Annotated in this window: 16 protein-coding genes; 13 read left to right on the forward strand and 3 right to left on the reverse strand. The window is 36.4% G+C overall.

Annotated features, from left to right (window positions below; genetic code table 11):
• The first annotated feature begins 111 nt into the window (after positions 1-111).
• The 3 genes from KEM10_RS06425 to KEM10_RS06435 all read left to right on the forward strand — a co-directional run bounded on the left by KEM10_RS06425 (position 112) and on the right by KEM10_RS06435 (position 3,793).
• The gene (locus KEM10_RS06425; RefSeq protein ID WP_212215006.1) at positions 112-1,170 is read left to right on the forward strand and encodes a CNNM domain-containing protein; all 1,059 of its coding nucleotides are present in this window, start codon (positions 112-114) and stop codon (positions 1,168-1,170) included.
• Positions 1,171-1,332: 162 nt separating this feature from the next.
• Complete coding sequence (locus tag KEM10_RS06430) at positions 1,333-1,812, forward strand: hypothetical protein (RefSeq protein ID WP_212215008.1); 480 nt, start codon at positions 1,333-1,335, stop codon at positions 1,810-1,812.
• Between the two features lie 166 nt (positions 1,813-1,978).
• Entirely contained in the window at positions 1,979-3,793 is a 1,815-nt protein-coding gene (locus tag KEM10_RS06435) for an AMP-dependent synthetase/ligase (RefSeq protein WP_212215010.1), read from the forward strand.
• 47 nt (positions 3,794-3,840) lie between these two features.
• Here KEM10_RS06435 and KEM10_RS06440 read toward each other — a convergent pair whose 3' ends face one another.
• Complete coding sequence (locus KEM10_RS06440) at positions 3,841-5,289, reverse strand: sodium:solute symporter (protein WP_212215012.1); 1,449 nt, start codon at positions 5,287-5,289, stop codon at positions 3,841-3,843.
• An 853-nt stretch (positions 5,290-6,142) separates the two neighbouring features.
• Between KEM10_RS06440 and recR the strand changes: the two genes are divergently transcribed.
• The 9 genes from recR to KEM10_RS06485 all read left to right on the forward strand — a co-directional run bounded on the left by recR (position 6,143) and on the right by KEM10_RS06485 (position 14,887).
• Complete coding sequence (recR, locus tag KEM10_RS06445) at positions 6,143-6,763, forward strand: recombination mediator RecR (protein WP_212215014.1); 621 nt, start codon at positions 6,143-6,145, stop codon at positions 6,761-6,763.
• A 2-nt stretch (positions 6,764-6,765) separates the two neighbouring features.
• Positions 6,766-7,218, forward strand: a complete 453-nt coding sequence (locus KEM10_RS06450) for a hypothetical protein (protein ID WP_212215016.1) — start codon at positions 6,766-6,768, stop codon at positions 7,216-7,218.
• An 11-nt stretch (positions 7,219-7,229) separates the two neighbouring features.
• Positions 7,230-7,673 (forward strand): BT0820 family HAD-type phosphatase, encoded by a 444-nt coding sequence (locus KEM10_RS06455; protein WP_212215018.1) that lies wholly within the window; start codon positions 7,230-7,232, stop codon positions 7,671-7,673.
• 32 nt (positions 7,674-7,705) lie between these two features.
• Complete coding sequence (locus tag KEM10_RS06460; protein ID WP_212215020.1) at positions 7,706-8,875, forward strand: glycosyltransferase; 1,170 nt, start codon at positions 7,706-7,708, stop codon at positions 8,873-8,875.
• 114 nt (positions 8,876-8,989) lie between these two features.
• Positions 8,990-10,615: a PD40 domain-containing protein gene (locus tag KEM10_RS06465; protein WP_212215022.1), complete on the forward strand. Its 1,626-nt coding sequence runs from the start codon at positions 8,990-8,992 to the stop codon at positions 10,613-10,615.
• A gap of 114 nt (positions 10,616-10,729) precedes the next feature.
• Entirely contained in the window at positions 10,730-12,640 is a 1,911-nt protein-coding gene (locus tag KEM10_RS06470; RefSeq protein ID WP_212215024.1) for a PD40 domain-containing protein, read from the forward strand.
• Positions 12,640-13,155 carry a GNAT family N-acetyltransferase gene (locus KEM10_RS06475; protein ID WP_244825597.1) on the forward strand — a complete coding sequence of 172 codons (516 nt, stop codon included), beginning with the start codon at positions 12,640-12,642 and terminating at the stop codon, positions 13,153-13,155. The genes KEM10_RS06470 and KEM10_RS06475 overlap by 1 nt, the downstream gene beginning before the upstream one ends.
• Before the next feature lie 206 nt (positions 13,156-13,361).
• Positions 13,362-13,805: a GNAT family N-acetyltransferase gene (locus KEM10_RS06480; RefSeq protein ID WP_212215026.1), complete on the forward strand. Its 444-nt coding sequence runs from the start codon at positions 13,362-13,364 to the stop codon at positions 13,803-13,805.
• A 2-nt stretch (positions 13,806-13,807) separates the two neighbouring features.
• Positions 13,808-14,887 carry an alanine racemase gene (locus tag KEM10_RS06485; RefSeq protein WP_212215028.1) on the forward strand — a complete coding sequence of 360 codons (1,080 nt, stop codon included), beginning with the start codon at positions 13,808-13,810 and terminating at the stop codon, positions 14,885-14,887.
• 66 nt (positions 14,888-14,953) lie between these two features.
• Here the strand turns inward: KEM10_RS06485 and alaS are convergent, their stop codons facing one another.
• Positions 14,954-17,593, reverse strand: a complete 2,640-nt coding sequence (alaS, locus tag KEM10_RS06490) for an alanine--tRNA ligase (RefSeq protein ID WP_244825599.1) — start codon at positions 17,591-17,593, stop codon at positions 14,954-14,956.
• Positions 17,594-17,804: 211 nt separating this feature from the next.
• Between alaS and KEM10_RS06495 the strand changes: the two genes are divergently transcribed.
• Positions 17,805-18,779, forward strand: coding sequence for a M23 family metallopeptidase (locus tag KEM10_RS06495; RefSeq protein WP_212215030.1), 975 nt, complete (start codon positions 17,805-17,807; stop codon positions 18,777-18,779).
• 54 nt (positions 18,780-18,833) lie between these two features.
• On the opposite strand, the gene KEM10_RS06500 is transcribed toward KEM10_RS06495, so the two are convergent.
• On the reverse strand, positions 18,834-20,018 hold the full coding sequence (locus KEM10_RS06500; protein ID WP_212215032.1) for a CapA family protein: 1,185 nt from the start codon (positions 20,016-20,018) through the stop codon (positions 18,834-18,836).
• Positions 20,019-20,168: the final 150 nt, after the last annotated feature.

The following is a 20,168-nucleotide window of genomic DNA, read 5'->3' on the forward strand; positions in this document are numbered from 1 at the left end:
TGGCAGGCATACAACCTGCCATTCTTGTTTAACTAACCCAAAATTAAAGTAGAATCAATGTTAAGAAGACAGGGTTAATTGATGGATATCAATTATCTTTAAAACAAAAAGATGTTATTACTGCTAGCCTACCTCTTTTTAGCTTTATTCGTATCCTTTCTTTGTTCCATTATGGAATCTGTCTTACTTTCTACGCCGCAGGCTTTTTTAATGGTAAAGAAAGAAAAAGGCAATGCCTGGGCAGATCTGTTTATTGCTTTCAAATCAAATGTTGATAAACCACTATCAGCCATACTGTCTTTGAATACTGTGGCTCATACTATTGGTGCTGCCGGAGTGGGAGCACAGGCGGTAAAAGTATTTGGTGAAGCAGCTTTTGGAATTGTATCTGCAGTACTTACTATTTTAATATTAGTTGTTACTGAAATAATTCCTAAAACAATTGGGGCTCGGTATTGGCGAAACCTATCAGGTTTTACCGCATACACTATTAGGGTTATGATAGTAATAACTTACCCATTGGTTTTAATGTCGGCCTTTGTTACCAGAATCTTTTCGAAGAACCATATTGAAGCACCAGTTAGTCGCGAAGAGATTGCGGCATTGGCTAGTATTGGGGCTGATGAAGGGGTGTTTTCAGAAAAAGAACATAAAATTATTCAGAATATCCTTCGGTTAAAAAACATTAAGGTGACGGAGATAATGACACCGCGGGTTGTGGTTGCCCTGGCTAATGAGGAACTGACTCTTGGTGAGTTTTTTGATTATAAAGAGTACCTGAAATTTTCACGTATACCTGTTTATTCTGGTAATGATGAGAATATTACCGGAATTGTATTTATTCAAAACATATTTGAAAAGCTGGCAGAAGACCAGCACGATTTAAAATTGAGTGAAATAAAAAAAGACGTTCAGGTTGTGCCAAATAATATGGAGTTGTTCTCTTTGTGGGAGAAATTACTCGATAAGCATCAGCATATGGCTATTATTGTTGATGAATATGGTGGTTTGGATGGTATAGTAACCATGGAAGATATCATTGAAACATTGCTTGGCTTGGAGATTGTTGACGAGAATGATACCATTGTAGATATGCAAAAGTATGCCCGCGAGCGCTGGAAGAACCGCCAGACTAAATATGACATGATAGAACGTTTAAATAAAAAGTAGGTTACTTATTGAAGAAACGAGGTGTTTATATTAAAATCACATTCTTTTCAATTTCACAAATCTTAAAATTTCTTCCATCCGTCAACAGCAAAAGTACTTAGCTGTAAAAATATTGACATCGCATTGTTTTAGGTTTACATTTGCTTAACAACAATCTGGTGTATGAGAGGAAGAAACATCATATTTATTTTACTTCTGGTTTTAATTTGGAGTTGTGAGAAGGAAGAAGTCAATCCTGAGTTCGGAGGTATTACCGAAACGGACGATACAGGTATTGTGCTTAAATCTGATGATAACGACTGGACTTTTTATGAAAGTTGGAGTAACCAAATTGAAGACCTTTTTAGTGGAGGATATGAATCTGATTGTAGCTTAGATAGCTATTTATATCAGGTTTCTGCCTATCCTAATCCTTGTGTTGATAATTGCTTCCTTAAAATTAGCATGCCAATGGGGCATACTTTTCATTACCGCATTGTTGATGAAGATTTAAATGTGTTGCTAAGTGGCGAAACATCCAATACTTCTTTAAAGATTAATGTCTCTGAGATAGGCAAAACTAATGAAGTAGTACGTATGTATTACAAAATTCTAAACCATTCCTGTGAACTTCGTGGACATGGTGATATCATGATTCAATAGTCCACATTTTAAAATTGTAAGCGAAGGTCTGAAATAAGTTCTAAATCTTAACTTATTTTGTCAAATCACTAATGCTTTATTGTTAATTATTTCAATTAAAGGCAATAAAACAAATTTCCTTATATTTGAAGCTTGTCAAATAGTCAGATAGCTTGATAAGAGTATAATGGAGATCAGAAGAACCTTTGATTTACTCACCAACCTTAAGCACAATATTCAGAAGGATGATATTTTGTGTGCTAAACGAAATAAGGAGTGGGTAAAGTTTAGTGTAAAAGAATATAGTGAACAAGCCCGTTTATTTAGTTATGGCTTGCTTGAAAAAGGATTTCAGAAAGGCGATAAAATAGTTACCGTTACCAATAATCGACCGGAATGGAATTTTGTAGATATGGGTATGGCAATGATAGGTGTGGTGCATGTACCCATTTATCCAACCATATCAGACGAGGAGTATAAATACATTTTGGAGCATAGTGATGCCCGTATGCTGATTGTATCGGATACAACATTGTATAACCGATTAAAAGAGGTAACGGCTCAAATTGATTCAATCAAAGAAATATATACTTTTAATGATATTGAGGGAGCTCAAAATTGGTCTGAAATTACAATGCTGGGTGAAAAACACCGGATCAATTGGAAGGATAAATTTAAAGAGATCAGAAACTCCATAAGCGATGAGGAACTGGTTTCTATCATTTATACTTCAGGAACTACAGGGAATCCCAAAGGTGTAATGTTGAGTCATAAGAATTTTATGAGCAACATGAAAGATGCCTATCCTCTTTTTCCGTTATCTCCCAAAGACAATATTCTTAGCTTTTTGCCTTTGTGCCATGTGTACGAAAGAATGATCAACTATTTATACCAATATAATGGTTGCAGCATCTATTATGCAGAAAATTTGGGAACGATAGCTCAAAATCTGGCGGAGATAAAAGCATCGGCATTTGTTACTGTACCAAGGGTTATTGAACGTATTTACGATAAGTTAGTTGCCAAAGGAAATGATCTGTCGGGAATAAGTAAAATACTATTCTTTTGGGCTATGCGTTTGGGTGAGCGTTATAGAGCCAATGGTCGAAACTACCCACTTTACGCCTTAAAACTCAAGATTGCTCGCAAACTTATTTTCTCAAAATGGCAGAAAGCTTTTGGTGGTAACCTACGTTTTGTTGTGAGTGGAGGTGCTGCTTTGCAACCCCGATTAAGTAGATTGTTTTTTGCTGCCGGTATTCCTTTAATGGAAGGCTATGGCTTAACCGAAACGGCTCCGGTTATTGCTGCTAATTTTATTGCTAAACCCGGAAATCTGAAAATTGGTAGTGTGGGGCCGGTTTTTAACAGCGTTGAGGTAAAGTTTGATGATGACGGGGAAATATTGGCCAAAGGACCCAATGTGATGATGGGATATTATAAAGATCAGAAAACAACAGATGAAGTAATAGATAGTGAAGGGTGGTTTCATACAGGAGATATTGGCACTTTGTTGAATGATAAATTTCTGAAGATAACCGATCGCAAAAAGGAGATGTTCAAACTATCGAGCGGCAAGTATATTGCTCCTCAGGCCATTGAGAACTTGCTGAAAGAGTCTGATTTTATTGAGCAGGCCATAATTGTGGGTGAAAGCGAGAAATACGCTGGATGCATCATTGCTCCTAACTTCGAATTCCTTCATATGTGGGCACACGAGCAAAAGGTGCACTTCAGAGATAATAAAGAGTTAATATTTACCGATGAGGTAATGGCAATCTTCCGAAAAGAAGTACATCGCTTTAATAAACAACTGGGAGCTCATGAGCAAATAAAGAAATTCCGGTTGGTTTGTGATAACTGGTCGGCTGCAACAGGTGAATTATCACCAACCTTAAAACTACGCAGAAGAGTTATCTATAGAAAATATGCTGATGTTCTCCGTGATATGTATGATTATCATGAAACAGAAGATAATCGCGGATCAATCAGCTTTGACTAAACAACGCACACTCCTCGTTCCATGAACGAGGAGTTTTTTTTATTCTCCTAGTCCTTCGTCCATCGGGTAATGATAATTAAACCTGCAAAAGTAATTAATCCGTTTAAGATAAGCTTTTCAAACCCCATGGCACCGCCAAACCATTCTATCGAATTATAATCTAATATTCCGGTGATTACAGGTGCAACAATGGCCACCAGCGGAACCCAATAGTCTTTTACTTTTAATGAAGTAAATAATCCAAAGGCATACAATCCAAGCAATGGTCCGTAAGTATATCCCGCCAAATTAAAGATGGTACTGATAATACTATCGTTATTAAATACACGGAATAGTAATATTACCATAGCCAGCAAAAAGCTAAATCCGATATGAACCAGAAAGCGTATTTGTTTGGCTTTTTTCTCCGATTTACTTTTCAGGCCAATAATATCAACCGAAAAAGAGGTTGTTAATGAGGTAAGGGCAGAGTCGGCACTGGAGTAGGCAGCGGCTACTAAGCCTAAGATAAAGAATATGCCCACTATTGGTGGTAAATAACCTTTGGTAGCTATTATGGGGAATAAATCATCAGCATTTTCGGGTATTGCTATTCCCTGGTTAATGGCAAAGGTATACAGTAAAACTCCCAGACTTAGAAAAAGAAGATTTACCGGAACAAAAGAAAAACCATACCAATGCATATTTTTCTGGGCGTCTTTCAGGTTGCGACAAGTAAGATTTTTTTGCATCATATCCTGATCAAGGCCTGTCATTACAATAGTGATAAAAGCACCCGAAAAGAATTGCTTGATAAAATGTTGTTTCGATGCCCAGTCATCAAATACAAAAACCGATGAAAAGTCGCTTTCTGCTATGGTGGAAATCATTCCCCCAAAAGAAAGATTCATGCTTTTGGTAATCACAACTACAGTAATCCCAACACTTAAAAGCATAAATAAGGTTTGAAGTGTATCCGTCCAGATAATGGTTTTAATTCCTCCTTTAAAGGTGTAAAGCCATATCAGCAGTATGGTAACTAAAACAGTGGCTTCAAACGGAACGTTAAAAGAATCGAAAATGGTTAGTTGAAGTACATTTGCAACTAGGTATAAGCGTGCAGCAGCACCAATAGTACGTGATAATAAAAATAATATGGCGCCTGATTTATACGACCAAAAACCAAATCGATCTTCTAAGTATGAATAGATAGAAGTTAGGTTTAATCGGTAATATAAAGGAAGTAATATGTGAGCAATAACCAGGTATCCTAAAAAATAACCCATCACCATTTGCATGTAAGTCATGCCGGTAGATCCAACCCATCCGGGAACCGAAATAAAGGTGACTCCAGAAAGAGAGGCGCCTATCATTCCTATTGAAACAATATACCAGGGCGATTGCTTGTTTCCTCTGAAAAAAGTGTCGTTATCGGCATTTCTTCCGGTAATGATTGATATGGTGATTAATACTGCAAAATAAATGGCAATGATAGAGGCTATCAGTATCGGATTCATTTTTAAATTATTTGAAGCCAAATATAATAGATTCCATTTGATGAGCATGAATTCAAATAGGAATCCCGGGGGAATTGCCCTTAAATAAAAGTATTATAAAAAGATCATAAATTATTATGTATCGTCGTTATTGTGCCAGAACAATCTTTTATTTGATTTTCACCGCTCAAGCCGCGGAGGCTTTTCATCCTGAAACAATAAAGAATACTCAATTCTTTACTGTCCCGATGTCTTGATACAAGAAACCCTGCCAGCAGCAGGCTGGGAAACAAAGAAAATCAAGGCTCCATTGGCGATGACTCCCGTTTATTTGTTGAATTTAAGTGCGGCCGGGTGATCTTCGAACAAGTTCTCAGCTTCCCGGTCTTACTAAAATTCAACTTCTTAACACTCCTCATCTCCATTGAGGCCAGACTGGTATAATAAAGACTAAGCATATAAATTATTAAGCCTTGCGGAACTAAAAAACTGTGGTAACAATATGGTTTGTTGTCTATTTATATTTGTTAAGTCAATATGCATGATAATAAACCGAGGTAGCTGTGTGTTAAAAGTAGTATTACATGAGATAAGAGCGGGTATGCAATGCTCCAAAGTAAGGTGCGATACCATCTTGGTGGGGTAGCAAGGGGCAAAAGCGAGGGAGCAAGCCTTAAAAGTGGGTGAGCGAGGCCTAAAAGTGCCCGAGTTATGACAAAAAGTCCGGGAGCTACACCCAAAAGTGAGGGAGCACCCCCTTAAAGTGAGGGAGCAGGGGGTGAAAGTAGCCAAAATGACAGATTTCTTCATGTTGTAATCCGGGTTAGTTTGCAAACTCTTTTTATTACCTTTGACTCCGAATAAAAAGAAGAATATGACCTCAGCCTCTTTTCCATCAAAATTGCTTGAAGTGGCAGTTAATGAATTTGCCAAGTTGCCCGGTATAGGTAGAAAAACTGCTTTGCGGCTGGTATTGCATCTACTGAAGCAAGAGAAAGAGGAAGTTTTTAAATTCTCCGACTCCATTCGAATGATGCGAGAAGAGATTATGTACTGTAAAAGCTGTCATAATATCTCCGACAGTGAAACCTGCCATATTTGTGCGGATACCAATCGTAATCATGAATTAATTTGTGTAGTGGAAAGTATTCGCGATGTAATGGCGATTGAAAATACGCAACAGTTCAATGGTATCTACCATGTGTTAGGTGGGGTTATCTCGCCCATGGATGGCATTGGTCCTGATGATTTAACCATTGGTCCGCTGGAAGAAAAAATAAAAAGTGATCAGGTAAACGAGGTTGTTTTTGCTTTGAGTACGACCATGGAAGGTGATACAACAAATTTTTATCTTTTTAAGAAATTTGAAAAATATGGAGTAAAAATGACTACCATTGCACGCGGTGTATCTATTGGAGATGAACTGGAGTATACCGATGAGGTTACACTTGGGCGTTCGTTGGTAAACAGATTACCCTTTGAAAATACTTTGTAATTATGGGAAGCAACAAATCAATTAAACAAATACAGTTAATTTATTTTGCAATCGTTGTGATGCTGGCATTTTTTGCTGGTTTTGCATTTTATTTTGTTAGTTCGGTTGGAAAGGTAAGTGGTTTTGATTTTGGTATGGAAACCAATCTTAAATCCCTAAATATTCTTCTGGCTTTAGTGGGAATACCAGCATCGTATATGTTTCATAAACGTAAAGTGAGCCATATAGATCCTGATCTGCCCTACGAAAGAAAAATAATGCAGTATAGAACAGCGTTTTTTATTAAAATGACTACACTGGAGGGGTTATCTCTAATTAGTATTTTAATTTACTTGACAACTGGCGAAATAAACCAGTTGATTGTATTTGGATTGCTGTATTTATTTATTTTGCTGAATTATCCATCGGTAAAAGCAATAGATAAAGATTTAGAAAACAACAATAACGATCAATAAACCTTAATCATATGCTAATAGCGGTTGATTTTGACGGAACGATAGTAGAACATAAATACCCTGCCATTGGCAAGGAAAAAATATTTGCCTTTCAAACACTAAAAGCATTGCAAAAACAAGGGCATTTGCTTGTTTTATGGACCATAAGATCAGGCAAGTTGTTAGATGAGGCAGTGGAATATTGCAGGAAGAATGGAGTTGAGTTTTATGCTGTAAACCGAACTTATCCGGAAGAAGTGATTGATGAAACAATGAGCCGAAAGGTTAATGCTGATGTATTCATCGATGATAGAAATGTTGGCGGTTTTATTGGTTGGGGCGAGATATGGCAGCAATTAAATAAAGACGCTTCCACAGAGGATAAAGACGCTTATAGAAGTGCTTATGATAAAGCCAAACGCAAAACATTTTGTGGATTTATTCAGAATTTATTTTGCGGAAGTAAAGAACTCTAAATCATTTCTTATAGAACTATTGTATTATTGAGATGAGTGAACAACAGCCGGAACTATCCATTATTATCGTCAGCTATAACTCATGGGAGTTTCTGGATCTGACTTTACATTCGGTTGAGAAAGCTCTGGAAGGAATCCCTGCTGAAGTAATTGTTGTTGATAATGCTTCTTCAGTTGATGTTGTAGCAAATATCGGTCAATCATATCCTTCAGTAATAACCATTGCGAATAAACAAAATCTGGGTTTTTCCAAAGCCAATAATATAGGCCTGAAAATGGCCAAAGGCAGAATTGCAATACTAGTCAATCCTGATATAATTGTTGCTGAAGATACCTTTAAAAAGGTATTGAATTATTTTAATGAGTATCCTGATGTTGCAGGTCTTGGGGTGCGCATGCTCAATGGTGAAGGACAATATTTAAGAGAATCTAAAAGAGGATTGCCAACGCCAGCAGTATCTTTATACAAAATGTTAGGTTTAACCTCTTTATTTCCTCGTTCGGGCAGGTTTGCCCGATATTATCATGGAAATCTCGATGAAAAACAGAATCATAAAATAGATATTCTGGCAGGAGCATTTTTGGCTCAAAAAAGAGATAGCGAAGGCTGTTTTGAATTGTTGGATGAGCAGTATTTTATGTATGGTGAGGATATTGATTTATCGTATTGTCTTAGCCGTAAATATGGAGCCAACCATTATTTGGGAACAAATCCGATAATACACTTTAAAGGAAAGTCTACTATTACCAACGCATGGATATACAAATGCTTCTATCAATCCATGTGGATCTTTTATAAAAAGTACTTCAAAAAGAAGACCTTCTTCCTGGTTAATGGCTTAATATGGTTGGCAATAAATGGTATACAATCATTAAAAATTGCCGGACTTACTTTAAAAAAGAGCAATAATGTTATACCCAAAAGTAAACATAGAAACGTACTTCTGGTAAGTTCAGGCTCAAATACAAAAGCATCTATTCAAAAGCTTTATCAGGAAGCAGATATTAAAGTTGAAAAAGAAGTAATTACTGTTGATCAATTTGATTTGATTGTTTTTGATTTGGCTACCACAAAATCTAAGTATATAATAAATGTGCTTGAAAAATTCGGAACGGCACCATATGCTTATCTTGCTTCCAATGGCAAATACCTGGTTGAAAATAGTCTGGCAGGGAGAAAAGGACAAGTTCTGCATCTCTGAATTATTCATTCATCACCTGCTTTACTTAACTGCTAAAAACCTTAAGGCATAGGTGATTTAAACTGATTTTATTTATTAACTTGCAATTAAAGTTAATCAAACGAAGATCATATAATGCAAAGCCGAAACACATCTAAATATATTAGTATTCTCTTACTTTTTATTAGTGTTAATATGGTTGTAGTTGCGCAATCTCAATTAAAAAAACGAGATTTAAATGCTATAACTGATCAAATTAATCTTGAAAAATTTGAAGAAGCATCGAAGAATATTAAATCTTTGATGATCAGTCATCCGGATGAACCCATTCTGAATTTGCAAATGGGACTTTGCCTCCTAAATATGGATTACAAAACGGATGATGCTATTCCTTTTCTAGAGAAAGCAAAAGAGAGTTACTCTTTAGAAAAAAGAAGAAATCAACGTGCCATTGAAGCGCGATATTATCTGGCCCAGGCTTATCATTTAAATCATCGTTTTGATGAGGCTTTGGCTGAATTAATAGCTCTGAAAGATAATATTCCACCCAAACAAAAAGATTTGCTCAAAGAGATTGAGAGAGAAACGGCTTATAACCAAAATGCTATTCTGCTTAAAAGTAATCCGGTTAATTTTCGAATTAGCAATTTAGGACAAGCAATAAATAGCGAACACGATGAGCACAGTCCGCTTATTTCGGCTGATGAAACGATATTAATCTTTACGTCTAACCGACAAGGTACGGGTAGCCTTAAAACATATGATGACCAATATTATGAAGATATTCATCAATCAATCTGGAGAGAAGGGAAATGGCTTCCGGCATTGAATATTGGACAAAAGATTAATACTTCGGGTAATGACGCCACATGTAGCCTTAGTGCCGATGGTCAAACCATGATTGTTTATCGAAATGATGGTATATCAGGAGATCTGTATTATTCCAGCCTTTCAGATGAAGGTTGGACAGAGCCGGTTAAGTTTCCAAAACCTATTAATACCGATTACAACGAAACTCATGGTTCCTTTTCTTATAATGGCAATACATTGGTTTTTGCCAGTGACCGGCCGGGTGGATTTGGAGGAAAAGACTTGTATATGGTGAAAAAATTACCCGATGGTACATGGGGAAAAATAATGAATCTGGGACCAACCATTAATACGATCGAAGATGAGGATAGCCCTTTCTTGTCGCACGACGAAACAACATTGTATTTTGCTTCAATGGGGCATATGTCAATGGGTGGATATGATATTTTTTCAACCAAAAGATTAAATCAAACCGAGCAAAAATGGAGTGAGCCAAAAAATATAGGATATCCGATAAATACTCCCGGTGATGATTTATTTTACTCACCAACGATTGATGGCCAGAGGGTTTATTATGCATCAGAGAGGCCCGGTGGTTTAGGGCGATCGGACATATGGTTGATTGAATATCCGGAAACTCATGAAAAAGCCATGGCTGTGGTAGGTGGTTTTATTTTTACTGAAGATGGATTACCCTCATACGAATCATTGGTAACTGTTACAAAGAAAGATACTGGTGAAGAAATGGGTGAATATAGACCGCATCCGCAAACGGGGAAATACATTATGATTTTACCAACAGGAGTAGAGTTTACAATGACTGTGCGCACCTTCGGTAAAACAACCGTTGAGAAAAATTTTAGCCTTAAAGGGAGACAAGATTTTTCAACACGTGGAAATGCATCTTACCTGGATCCAATAGTAGTTGAAGACATAAAACAAGCACAATAAGGAGTTATTTAGACCATTAGTCAAAATAAATGCCTACAAATATATGTCAACAGGTGTTAATTTGTTATTTTGCACTAGATTAATTTAATAGGTTAAAATTAAGCCAACCCAAATATGATACAACGATTTCTTTTGGTAACTATTACCATTGTACTATCAGCTTCGTTTCTGAGTGCTCAAACTCGTGATAATAAAAAATTCAAAGATGCCGTCTATCTGATGGATAATGAAGCTTATGAAGAAGCGAAAGACCTTTTTGCGGAGTTATTGAATGAAGATGAGAATGATGTTGAGGTTTTGTATAATTTAGGTTATTGCGAAATGAGCCTGGGTGCTCATGAAAAATCAATCGCACATTTTGAGAAATTATACTCGGTATTGCCACCTGAAGAATTAACAGGATCGGTAGGGATTGATGTGCAAAGCTTTATTGGTATGAATTATCAATTGATGTTAAAGCCTGAAAAAGCAATTGATTTGTACGTAAAGGTGTTGGAAGATGTAGATCCTTCAAATGAAATTGTTGTTAATAATTTGCGTCGCCAGATAGAACATTGCGAAAATGCTATAGAATTGATGGCTAAGCCGGTTAAATTGGAGGTTACTAATTTAGGGCCTGAAGTGAATTCGAAGTACGATGATCACAGTCCGCTTATTTCAGCTGATGAATCATTGTTGTTTCTTACTTCACGTCGTGCATCAAGTTATAGTGATTTATTGCCTGATGGACAATATGCTGAAAGAATATATTTTTCAGATAAAGAAGAAGATGGTAAATGGGATAAAGCAAAATCACTAAAAGAGCTTTTTCGTAAAAAAGGACACGAAGCTGGGGTGTGTTTGTCAATTGATGGTACCGAACTTTATATCTTCCGAAATGATATTGGTGGATCAAATTTATACCATAGTACATTTGATGGTGAAGACTGGACGGAACCGGTTAAGTTACCTGAACCAATCAATTCACGCTATAATGAGACTCATGCTTCTATCTCTCCCGATAACTCAACCCTGTATTTTACAAGTAATCGTGAAGGTGGAGTAGGAGGATTGGATATTTACCGTGTGCGTAGATTGCCAAATGGGGAGTGGGCCAAGCCAGAGAATATGTCCGTTTTAAATACTCCTTACGATGAAGAAACTCCTATGATACACCCTGATGGGAAAACTTTGTATTTTAGTTCCGAAGGGCATAATAGTATGGGTAAGTTTGATATTTTTTATTCTCAACTACAGGAGGATGGTGAGTGGAGTGCTCCTCAGAATATTGGTTACCCAATTAATACTCCTGATGATGATTTCTTTTTTGTACCCACTGCAACCCAAAATATTGCCTATTATGCTTCTTCAAAATACGAAGGAAGCCTAGGTGGATCTGATATTTACCTGGTTGAATATGAAGAGCCGGAAATCAATCGTTTGGCTGTTTTTAAGGGTACGATACAAACAGGTGATGGTCCTCTTGAAAATGTACGTATTTACGTTAGTGATGCCGAAACAAACGCTGAAGTGGGAGCTTATAAGCCACATCCGGGAACAGGTAAATATGTTTTAATTCTTGAAGCTGAGAAGAAATATAAAATTTTGTATGCAGGAGAAGGATACGAAGAAGAACAAGCTTTAGTTGATGTTGAGCGAGAGATGGCATACAAAAAAAGTACTCAAACAATGACATTGAACGATACCCAAATGAAATATATAGTGCCAGTTGCGACAGAAAGCGAAATGGCAGCAGTTCAAATGGATGAATCAGATGGAATACCCTATTACACTATTCAGTTTGTATCGTTGAAAGAGCCTTTGAAATCGTATGACAAGTTTGTTGAAAATGGACTTGATACGGAGTTGATCAAAGTGTATGAGTGTAAAGATGGTTGGTTCCGTTATGCCTATGGTGCATTTAAAGGATACAAGGCTACACTAAAGGCTAAAAGTACTACCTTTGGCAATATTAAAATCTGGGATGATGCGTTTGTTCGCGAAATCAAGCAGTATGATAATTTAGTCAAAGAAAAAACAGAATAATGGAAAAAGAAGAGCTGATATTAAGAGCTCTGGAACCCACAGATGTTGATTTACTTTATAAGTGGGAAAATGATATGAAGATATGGGAGGTGAGCAATACGCTCACCCCTTTTTCTAGGCACCAATTGAAGCTATATGTCGAGCAGGCTCAACTAGATATTTATCAAACCAAACAATTGCGTTTGATTATCGAGCTTGAACCATCACAGACCCCTGTAGGGATGATTGATCTTTTCGACTTTGATGGCTTTCATCAGCGCGGAGGCATTGGTATAATAATTCATGAAGACTACAGAAAACTAGGATATGCTTCCGAAGCATTGGATATGTTTGCAGAATACTGTTTCGGTACTTTGGGATTAAAGCAGCTGTATGCAAATATCACTATTAATAATACCGGAAGTATAAATTTGTTTGAAAAGGCTGGTTTTAATATAATAGGAACTAAAAAAGCCTGGATTAAAACAAAAGATGGCTTTGTTGATGAGTTAATGTATCAGAAATTGAATAGATAACCAGTAATCCTACTTATTTAATATTTTTTATTTCAGAACAATAATTACTTCTGTTTGTGTTCTATATGTAATCTTATTCACATCAATCATTCTAAGCAATTTTTAATAGATAAACACATCGGATAATTGTGTCTAATGTGTCTATTTTTTCTATGAGTTAGTTTGTGTGATGTGAAAATATATTCATAAAAGGAGAACACATATTTATGTTTGAAACAAAAGTATTTGACGCTAAAAACAAACCAAGTTTAGAAGAGAAAAACAGAATTATTGATTTTTTATTTACCCATCTTGATGAATATGGAGACCCAAAGTCTGATATTGAAAAGTCAATTCAATATGCGCTGAAAGAAACAGAATCGTTTGGGGGCTTTGTATTATGTGCAGAAAAAAATAACACATTAATTGGAGCTGTGGTTGTAAACCAAACAGGCATGAAAGATTATATTCCTGAAAATATCCTGGTTTACATTGCTATTCATAATAAAGAAAGGGGTAATGGTTATGGAAAAGAATTGCTTGAAGAGGCCCTTAAGATAGCAGAAGGTAATGTTGCTCTTCATGTTGAACCAGATAACCCGGCCCGATTTTTATATCAGAAAGTGGGATTTAGTAGTAAATATGTTGAAATGAGATATTTGAAGAATTAGACATGGCTTTTATTACTTTAGATTCCCAAAAGCTGAAAACAAACTTCGATTATCTGTATAAGCTTTTTAAAAAGAAAAACATCGATTGGGCAGTCGTTACTAAAATGTTGAGTGGAAATAGACTCTTTTTAAATGAGTTGCTTAAGCTAGATATTAAGCAGGTGGCTGATTCAAGAGTGTCTAACCTGAAGACTATAAAGTCGATTAATCCGAATGTTGAAACAATTTATATTAAACCTCCGGCAAAAAGATCCATTTCCAGTATCGTAAAATATGCTGATATCAGTTTAAATACTGAAATAGAAACCATTAAACGATTATCGGAAGAGGCACAAAAGCAAAATAAAACACACAAGGTTATTATAATGATTGAACTTGGTGAGTTGCGCGAAGGTGTAATGGGAGATGACTTTATGTCGTTTTACGAACGTGTATTTAAACTGAATAATATCAAAGTGGTTGGTGTTGGTACCAACCTAACATGTTTATACGGTGTTTTACCTAATCAGGATAAACTTATTCAGCTTTGTTTGTATGAGCAATTAGTTGAGTCAAGGTTCAACCAACAGATATCCTATGTATCGGGAGGAACATCAGTAACGATCCCACTTATTTTTCAGAATATGTTACCAAAGGGAATTAATCATTTTAGAGTGGGAGAAACCTTGTTTTTAGGCACTGATGTGTATAGTGATGGAAAGATTAATGAAATGCAAAACGATGCTTTTAGTTTGTATTCTGAAATTATTGAACTGATAGAGAAACCGATTGTTCCGAATGGTGATTTGGGAACGAATCTGGAAGGACATAGTCTTGATTTTGATGAAGAGAATATAGGTAAAACTTCTTATCGGGCAATAATTGATTTAGGATTATTGGATGCCGATGTGAATCATTTATCATTAAAAGATAAGTCGCTTAAGATTTCGGGGGCCAGTTCAGATGTAACTGTATTGGATCTGGGGGATAACCGAAACAACTATAAGGTTGGTGATTTGGTGGAATTTGAGATGGATTACATGGGGACATTAAGAATAATGAACTCCAATTATATTGATAAAAAAGTGATTAACGAATTATAATGAATGCAAATAAATAGCCCGGTCATTTACGAATGTACCTGGCTATTTATTTAAGGTTAATTTCTTTTATGCTTCTATCTTACTTTTAATAATAGCAACAGCCTCTTCAATGGCAGTATCTAATCCATCCAGGTTTTTACCACCGGCAGTAGCAAAAAATGGTTGACCGCCACCTCCGCCTTGCATGCGTTTAGCAGCTTCTCTCACAATATTGCCTGCATTCAAATCGAATTCTTTTATAATTTTCTCTGAAAAAAGAATAGCTAGCTGTGGTTTGCCATTTACTTCACCACCAAGCACTAATGCAATATCCTGATCAGTTTCGTTATTGATGCTATGAGCTAAGTCCTTAAGTTGGTCAGCAATAACTGGTTTTACTCTGCATGCCATCAAACTAATTCCATTTAAATCTTTAGCCGAGTCCATGATGTTTCTTTTTTCGATGGTTAAAGCACTTTTCTTCATGCCTTGAACTTCCTTGCTCATCATGATATTCTCTTCCATCAAATGCTCGATGTTTTTCTTAAGGTTGGCAGGGTTTTTAAACATATTCTGCAATTCCTTAATCAAGCCAAATTGTTGGTTGATGAATTCTTCTGCTTTGGGGCCGGTTACAGCTTCAATGCGTCTGATTCCGGCTGCAATAGATGATTCGCTAATAATTCTGAAAATACCTATTTCACCTGTTGCCTGTACGTGTGTACCACCACAAAGCTCAACTGAGTCGTTGAATTTAATGGTTCGTACCAAATCACCGTATTTTTCGCCAAACAATGCCATAGCACCCATTTCAAGAGCTTTCGGATATGGAATCTCGCGATTCTCTTCAAGGCCGATATTTTGACGTATTTTACTGTTAACAATAGAGGAAACTTTATCTAATTCTTCATTAGTTAACTTTTGAAAATGGGCAAAGTCGAAGCGTAAATATTCCGGGTGTACCAATGAACCTTTTTGCTCAACATGATCACCCAATACTTCGCGTAAGGCATGATGTAAAAGGTGAGTGGCAGTATGATTATTAGCTGTATTTTGTCGTGAAACAGTATTAACAACAGCTTTAAAATTGCCGTTTAGGTTTTGAGGTAGCTTTTTAGTAAGGTGAACAATCAGGTTATTCTCCTTCTTGGTGTCGATAATTGAAATTTTCTCATCGCCTTGCTGAATATAACCCGTATCACCTACCTGACCACCGCTTTCGGCATAAAACGGAGTGATATTAAACACCAATTGATAAAGCTCTTTGTTTTTAGCTTTAATTTTTCTGTATCGTGTAATGAAAATTTCAGTTTCTAAATAATCGTAACCAATAAATTCTTCTCTGTCGTCTTGTTGAAGAATTTGCCAGTCATCAGTTTCAATGGCGGTAGCGTTACGAGCACGTTGCTTTTGTTTTTCCATCTCAGCCTGAAACTCTTCCCGGTTTACAACCAAATCATTCTCTTTAAGAATAAGTTCGGTAAGATCAAGAGGAAAACCAAAGGTATCGTAAAGTTCGAAGGCTACAGCGCCATGTACAACGTTAAAGTTCTTTGATTTAGTATCAGCAATAATCTTATCAAGCATGCTGATGCCGGTAGATAAAGTTCTTAAGAATGATTCTTCTTCTTCTTTAATTACTTTTCCAACCAGTGTTTTCTGAGCTTCTAATTCAGGATATGCATCACCCATGGTCTCAATCAATGCATCAATAAGTTGGTACATGAAAGCTTCCTTGGCATTTAGGAATGTATAGCTGTAACGAACAGCACGACGTAAAATACGACGTATTACATAGCCTGCTTTGTTGTTTGATGGAAGTTGGCCATCAGTGATTGAAAATGCAATAGTTCTTACATGGTCGGCAACCACACGCATGGCGATATCTACCTCTTCTGTATTTCCATAGCTAAAGCCTGTTAGTTCAGCTATTTTATTTAAGATAGGTTGAAAAATATCGGTATCGTAGTTGGAAGTTTTTCCTTGTAAAGCACGGCAAAGACGTTCAAAACCCATTCCCGTATCAACGTGTTTTTTCGGAAGAGGTACTAATTCTCCGTTGGCTTTGCGATTAAACTGAATGAATACCAAGTTCCAGATTTCAATTACCTGTGGATGATCCTGATTTACCAACGATTTGCCATCTACCTTGGCTCTTTCTTCGTCCGGGCGCATGTCGATATGGATTTCAGAACAGGGACCACAAGGACCTGTATCACCCATTTCCCAGAAGTTATCTTTTTTATTGCCGTTTATAATGCGATCTTCTGCAATCCACTTTTTCCAATTGTCTGCAGCTTCATTATCACGGTCAACGTTATCTTCTTTGTTTCCTTCAAAAACGGTTACATACAATCGGTCTTTATCTATTTTTAAAACCTCAGTCAGGTATTCCCATGCCCAATCAATTACTTCTTTTTTAAAGTAATCGCCAAAAGACCAGTTACCTAACATTTCAAACATAGTATGATGGTAGGTGTCGTGTCCAACTTCTTCCAGATCGTTGTGCTTACCTGATACTCTAAGGCATTTTTGCGAATTAGCCACGCGAGGTGCTACCGGATTATTGTTTCCTAGGAAAATATCCTTAAACTGATTCATTCCAGCGTTGGTAAACATCAATGTAGGATCGTTTTTTACTACCATTGGGGCAGATGGAACGATTTTGTGCTGTTTTGATCTGAAAAATTCCCAATAACTCTTTCTGATTTCAGATGCCGTCATCATATTATGCTACTTTTATTGTCTGTTACTTGAATTAAAATTGAAGCTCAACCTGATAATTGAGCTAGTTTTTTGATTTTTCGGAGAATAAAATACTTAATAGTATCTATCCGTCTTAATCAAACAAAAAAATTTCTTGCAAAGTTAGATTATTTACCTAATTTTGGGCGATTCACGGATAAATTTTTAATTTTAAAATAAAACTGAGCTAGACATGTCTAAGGTTAAATACAGATACAATCCTGAAACACTTAGTTATGATCGTATTCAGAAAGGATTTAATTACTATTTTACCCGAGTTTCAATCTATCTTACCTCTTTACTTTTATTGGGTTTTGTATTGTATTTTATCTATCCTTATGTTTTCGAGAGTCCTAAAGAAAAACGTCAGGCAAGAGAAATTCAACAATTATTATCTCAATATGATATAATGAACAAAAAACTGGCTCAGGTAGAGTCGGTGTTGGAAGATATTGAACTGAGGGATGAAAATATTTACCGCACCATTTTTCAGGCCGACAGTATACCCAAAAGTATCCGACGTGCAGGTTTTGGTGGAGTAAACCGCTATCAGCACCTTGAGGATATGAATAATAAGGAGTTAGTGGTTGAAACTGCTCGCAGGCTGGATATTGTAATGAAACAATTATACGTTCAGTCAACTTCTTTTGATGAGGTTGTTGAATTAGCAAAACGAAAAGACGAAATGCTTCGTTCAGTGCCAGCTATAATGCCTATTTCTAATAAAGATCTGCGAAGAACCGCTTCCGGTTGGGGGTATCGAATTCATCCGATTCATAAAATTCGTAAGTTTCATTATGGTATGGATTTTACTGCTACTGAAGGAACCGAGATTTATGCAACTGGTGAAGGAGTAGTATCGCGAATTACAAATGAAGTTAGGGGTTACGGTAAACGAATAGAAATTGATCATGGATTTGGTTATAAAACATTATATGCTCATATGAGTAAGTTTAATGTGAAAAAAGGCCAAAAAGTGAAAAGGGGTGATGTAATTGGTTTTGTTGGTAATACTGGAACAAGTACCGCGCCACATTTGCATTACGAAGTAATAGAAAAAGGTAGGAAAGTAAATCCTCAACACTATTATTTTAAAGAAGAATTAACGGCTGAGCAATATGATAAGATGATTCAGATTTCGTCTAATTCAAACCAGACTTTTGATTAAAAGATATAAGATGAAATAAAAATGGCTGTCTTCGCAAAGGCAGCCATTTTTATTTTATTTCCTTTTTCTCCGTTTCTTTTCCTGCTTTTGAACGATAGGAGCTTCTATAGGAGTTAAATAATTGGGGGTAGTAATTCTGCTGTTGCTTGAATATATTCCTTTACTCTTAAGTGGGTTTTCGAATGGCATAAAAAAGTTACCACTGTCGTCAATTATTAATCGATCATTCAACTCCGGAAAATCAATATGCGTTAAGTCTTTCATTTTATACAAAACTTGATTGGATGGATCGGGAAAAGTACCAGCACCTTTAATTTGATGGAACGAGTGTATTTTACCCTTTACGAATGTGCCATCAGGGTTTGTCCAAATTTGTATAACAGGAGTAAGTCCATTGGCTCCGGAAAGGTTAAAACGGCTGTATGTACAGAAGTTACCCAGGCTATATGCAATAAAGCGGTTGTTGTATATTTCAATAGATCTTGGTACGTGAGGCCCATGACCAAAAATAATATCTGCACCCGCATCTACCATTGCATGTGCAAATTCATAAACATTACCTCGGTTTTCACCATAAAATATCTCTGTTTCCCGGGTTACATGCTGATGTTTTTTACCTTCTGCTCCACCGTGAAAAGAAACAACCACATAATCGCATTTTTCCTTCAGCTCTTTTACTATCCGAATGGCATTATCTATATCGCCTATTTGTACAGTTCCGGAGTTGGGAGCAAAGCCGCATAATCCAATTTTTAATCCATCGTATTCTAAAATATCAGTCGGTTTGGTTATGAGACCAGCATAAGGGATTTCAAGGCTATCTAAAATGTGTGTTGTCGATCTTAAACCATCCGGGCCAAAATCGCGAATGTGGTTATTGGCAATGTTAAGTAGGTTAAATCCCACTTTTTTAAGAGCAGGAGCATAAGATGTTGGTGTTTTAAAGGCATAACATTTAGTTGTGTCTTTGCAACGCTTAAATACAGCCCCTTCATCCAAAAAAGCCCCTTCCAGATTGCCAAATACAATATCAGCTTCAGCAAATACAGGTTGAACCTCTTTTAGCAAAGGCCATGGATCATTATTTGGAGGAAGATATTGAGGAGAAGGGAAGTGGGTGCCCAGCATCATATCTCCAACACCTATAAAGGATAAACCGCTAGGAGTATCTTGTGTTTGCGCAGAAAAGGGAGTTATATAAGCAATTATCAAAGCAAAAAGTAAAACTACTTTCTTCATATTAAGATGTTTTGTTCAAAGATAATACTATTCAAACAGTGTTTTGTGTTCATTGTTAATTTTGTAATGGTCGATATTACGGATAGTTCTGGTTTGGCATTTAGTTAAAATACCACTATTATTGTATTACTATCGTTTACTTGATTAAAA

The organism is Carboxylicivirga linearis (assembly GCF_018271995.1).
Lineage (GTDB): Bacteria > Bacteroidota > Bacteroidia > Bacteroidales > Marinilabiliaceae > Carboxylicivirga > Carboxylicivirga linearis.

Bases quoted from the DNA above. Each gene is read 5' to 3' on its own strand.
- KEM10_RS06425 (WP_212215006.1), top strand. From the start codon at position 112: ATGTTATTACTGCTAGCCTACCTCTTTTTAGCTTTATTCGTATCCTTT.
- KEM10_RS06430 (WP_212215008.1), top strand. From the start codon at position 1,333: ATGAGAGGAAGAAACATCATATTTATTTTACTTCTGGTTTTAATTTGG.
- KEM10_RS06435 (WP_212215010.1), top strand. From the start codon at position 1,979: ATGGAGATCAGAAGAACCTTTGATTTACTCACCAACCTTAAGCACAAT.
- KEM10_RS06440 (WP_212215012.1), bottom strand. From the start codon at position 5,289: ATGAATCCGATACTGATAGCCTCTATCATTGCCATTTATTTTGCAGTA.
- recR (WP_212215014.1), top strand. From the start codon at position 6,143: ATGACCTCAGCCTCTTTTCCATCAAAATTGCTTGAAGTGGCAGTTAAT.
- KEM10_RS06450 (WP_212215016.1), top strand. From the start codon at position 6,766: ATGGGAAGCAACAAATCAATTAAACAAATACAGTTAATTTATTTTGCA.
- KEM10_RS06455 (WP_212215018.1), top strand. From the start codon at position 7,230: ATGCTAATAGCGGTTGATTTTGACGGAACGATAGTAGAACATAAATAC.
- KEM10_RS06460 (WP_212215020.1), top strand. From the start codon at position 7,706: ATGAGTGAACAACAGCCGGAACTATCCATTATTATCGTCAGCTATAAC.
- KEM10_RS06465 (WP_212215022.1), top strand. From the start codon at position 8,990: ATGCAAAGCCGAAACACATCTAAATATATTAGTATTCTCTTACTTTTT.
- KEM10_RS06470 (WP_212215024.1), top strand. From the start codon at position 10,730: ATGATACAACGATTTCTTTTGGTAACTATTACCATTGTACTATCAGCT.
- KEM10_RS06475 (WP_244825597.1), top strand. From the start codon at position 12,640: ATGGAAAAAGAAGAGCTGATATTAAGAGCTCTGGAACCCACAGATGTT.
- KEM10_RS06480 (WP_212215026.1), top strand. From the start codon at position 13,362: ATGTTTGAAACAAAAGTATTTGACGCTAAAAACAAACCAAGTTTAGAA.
- KEM10_RS06485 (WP_212215028.1), top strand. From the start codon at position 13,808: ATGGCTTTTATTACTTTAGATTCCCAAAAGCTGAAAACAAACTTCGAT.
- alaS (WP_244825599.1), bottom strand. From the start codon at position 17,593: ATGATGACGGCATCTGAAATCAGAAAGAGTTATTGGGAATTTTTCAGA.
- KEM10_RS06495 (WP_212215030.1), top strand. From the start codon at position 17,805: ATGTCTAAGGTTAAATACAGATACAATCCTGAAACACTTAGTTATGAT.
- KEM10_RS06500 (WP_212215032.1), bottom strand. From the start codon at position 20,018: ATGAAGAAAGTAGTTTTACTTTTTGCTTTGATAATTGCTTATATAACT.